Source organism: Francisella sp. 19X1-34, from assembly GCF_041102755.1.
GTDB lineage: Bacteria > Pseudomonadota > Gammaproteobacteria > Francisellales > Francisellaceae > Francisella.
In genome coordinates this window covers 1-3224 of the sequence record NZ_JBGCTX010000116.1, presented here as the reverse complement: position 1 = coordinate 3224, position 3224 = coordinate 1, and the positions used below count along the sequence as shown (strand labels likewise).

Below are 3224 nucleotides of genomic sequence, written 5' to 3'. Positions count from 1 at the left end.
ACTGTCTTTCAACTTTTAAATAACAACGGTTTAGCTATTTTCAATCTAATTTATATTTTTTGTGCACAGAACCTAGAGCAATTATGCTATCAAGATATGGTTTTTCAAATAGATCTAATGAACGATGTTCATAAAACCACTTAGAAATTTTATTGTAGATTTCACAAACATTTTCTTTAGCATATTGCTTATTCATATATTTATAGCTACATAGTTACAAGTTCTTCAGAACTAGTAGGGTGAATAGCTATAGTATCATCAAAATCTTTTTTAGTTGCACCCATATTGATAGCTACCGCAAATCCTTGCAGCATTTCATCAACATTTAGACCTATCATATGACAACCAACTACTTTTTCATTTTCACCAGTTACAACTAATTTCATTACAGTTGGCATTCTATGGCCTGAGATAGCACAGTATAAAGCTGTAAATCTAGACTTATAAACTTTTACATTATCATCGCCATATTTTTCTCTAGCTTCTTTTTCAGATAAACCAACAGTACCAATAGCAGGGTGAGAGAATATAACTGTCGGAACATTTTGAAGATTAGCTTTTAAGTCTGTCTCATTATTAAAAAGCCTACGAGCAAGGTATCTACCTGTCTTAATCGCAACTGGAGTCAATTGAGGTACACCTGAAGCATCACCTATAGAATATACGCCATCAACATTTGTTTGACACCATTCATCAGCAGGTATTACACCTTTTTTAGTTATTTCTATATCAGTATTTTCTATGCCTAGGTTATGAGTATTAGGAGCACGGCCTGTTGCCCATATTAGAGTATCAACACCTTCTAATACTTTACCAGTATCTGTAGTTATCTTTAAATTTTTACCAACTTTTTCTACTTTAGTAATATTTGTATGGTTCATTACTTTAAGATTTGTCATCTCCATACATTCAACTAACGTATCACTAATATCATTATCAAAATCCATTAAAGGCTTATCTCTACGAACTACTACAGTAGTGTCAGTACCATGAGCATTTAAAACTCCTGCAATCTCAACACCAATATAACCACCACCAACGATAACAGCCTTTTTAGGAGTTTCTTCTAACTCAAAAAACTCATCTGATGTGATACCTAGCTCAGACCCTTCGATATTATTTAGCACGATAGGATAAGCACCTGGAGATATAGAGATATGATCTGCTGTTATCTCAGTACCATCATCTAAAACTATAGTTTTATTATCTTTGAATTTACCCCAATTATTAAAGTGAGTGATATCCCATTTATCTAATAATCTATCATAGAAACCATGAATATTGCCTATATATTTAGCTCTTTTTTCTTTTAAAGTAGCCCAGTTAAAACCTTTAACCTCAACATCAAAACCATAGCCAGCAACATCATGCTTTAATTGTTCTGCAATCATCGCACCGTAAAACATCGCTTTTTTAGGCACACAACCACGATTTACACATGTACCACCAAGCTCACGCTTCTCAATAATTGCAACTTTTTTACCAAACTTAGCAGCTTGGACAGCAGATGCTATACCACCAGAGCCACCACCTAAACTTATTACATCAAAGTGATTATTTTTCATTTTTCTTCCTATTTTCTCTTATTCTTGTTCAAAAAATATTTTTCTATTATCAGTTTTTTGAATAGGTCTGTCATTATTAAAAGTCAAAATATTTCTAAATGTTTGAACTTGTTCTTTTGATATCTTAGCTTTTCTTTTTAATATAATCCATTTAACCCCTTCAGTACACGGAGGAGTTGTCAAAGATCCTGTATATTCATAAAAAGAATGATGGCCATTAGGAAGGGGGCTATCATCTTTATTTACAGTAAAGCTAAAAGTATTAGTTTCACCAACTTTTTTAGGAATATGTGGCCATATTTTTTTTATAAAAGGGTTGGTTTTTGTATCACTATACTGATAAAGCAATGCTAATACAGCTATTTTGCCATCTTTAGAAACATTTACAAAGTGAGCCTCAAAAGGATACTCTTTACCATCTACATAATTTTCACTTGGCGTATGAAAATGCATTTGTTTTAATTCATACTTTTGCTTACCAACAAATATGTAATTACCTGGCTTAAACAAAATTTGTATTGTGTGGCCATTATTTAATATTGATTTAACATGTAGATGATAGTCAATCTTTACTCTATCTGACTCATTACCTTTAACAGCTTTCGTTGTCACTAGGTTTATTGGAGATTGTTGTTGTCCAGTAGAGCACTCTTTATATTTTTTAGACAAATCACCCCAGTGCTCAGGACCTTCAGCTCCAACATATCCCCACTGAGCATTTTCTGTAGTTTTACTATCTGAATATGCAAAACTAAAAATACTAAAAGAAGATGCTAAAACTAGCCCTTTTAAAACGTTTTTATATTTTATTTTCATTTATTTTTCCTAATACAATTTTTACAATAGATTTTAAGCTTTGCAATTTTAACCTTTTAAATTAAAAATATACAGAGGTTTAGTTACTTGGCCGTATTTATCTACTTCACCAAAACCTATAGCTTTTATTTTAAAACTCGCTGGTTTTAATTTAGTATTTTGTATTATCTGATCAAAATCTTTTTCAAAGTTAGCTCTAGCTTTGTCACTGTCTAAATCAGCTGCTAATATACTAAAATGAGGATTAAACTGATTAAATGTATTTGGAGAACCATATTTTTTGAAAGACTCTAACTTAGTAGGGTAGTATTTTACCCAACTAGGAGCAGGGTAGTTTTTATTTCTATATTTAGCTAAATCAGTTACAGCTTTATTTGATAGTCTCTGAAGCTCTGGAGAATTTTGAATATTTAACATTACAAAACCACTTTTACCTGCTATAAACTTATCTGTTTTAATATCAAAAGGAGATATGTTTTTAGCAATTTCTGCTAGCTGTTTTTCAATATCAGGAATATTTTTACTATCAAAACTTGTTAAATAAAGTGTTAAATGCACTGGGTGATTCTCAATAAAAGGTTTCGTATTATATTTTTTAAGAACATTTGTTTTCTCTAGAGAGTCATCAAAACTTCTAACATATTTAGTTGCCTTATCAGAGGGAATAAGGTAAATATTATATTGCTTAAGACTTTCTGCAAATACATTACAAGTTATAAGTATTATAGAGATAGTTAGCAATAGTTTAGAAAATATTCTTTTGTTCATTATATTAACCTCAGTTCGATAATTACTTCATGTCTAAATATTTATAATTATTGATTTTAATTGGAGAAATAATAA

At 30.7% G+C, this 3224-nt stretch carries 4 protein-coding genes; all 4 read right to left on the bottom strand.

All coding sequences use genetic code 11. From position 1 onward, the window contains the following. Window positions 1-40: 40 nt before the first annotated feature. From AB8E56_RS11395 to AB8E56_RS11380, 4 genes are read right to left on the bottom strand one after another with little or no spacing between them, the layout of a single operon-like run. Window positions 41-196 (bottom strand): hypothetical protein, encoded by a 156-nt coding sequence (locus tag AB8E56_RS11395; protein WP_329481209.1) that lies wholly within the window; start codon window positions 194-196, stop codon window positions 41-43. A 10-nt stretch (window positions 197-206) separates the two neighbouring features. Beyond that, window positions 207-1565, bottom strand: a complete 1359-nt coding sequence (gene gorA / locus AB8E56_RS11390; protein ID WP_329481207.1) for a glutathione-disulfide reductase — start codon at window positions 1563-1565, stop codon at window positions 207-209. A gap of 18 nt (window positions 1566-1583) precedes the next feature. After that, the gene (locus AB8E56_RS11385) at window positions 1584-2381 is read right to left on the bottom strand and encodes a carbonic anhydrase family protein (RefSeq protein WP_329481205.1); all 798 of its coding nucleotides are present in this window, start codon (window positions 2379-2381) and stop codon (window positions 1584-1586) included. Window positions 2382-2429: 48 nt separating this feature from the next. Next, window positions 2430-3149, bottom strand: a complete 720-nt coding sequence (locus tag AB8E56_RS11380) for a 2'-5' RNA ligase family protein (protein ID WP_329481203.1) — start codon at window positions 3147-3149, stop codon at window positions 2430-2432. Window positions 3150-3224 lie beyond the last annotated feature (75 nt).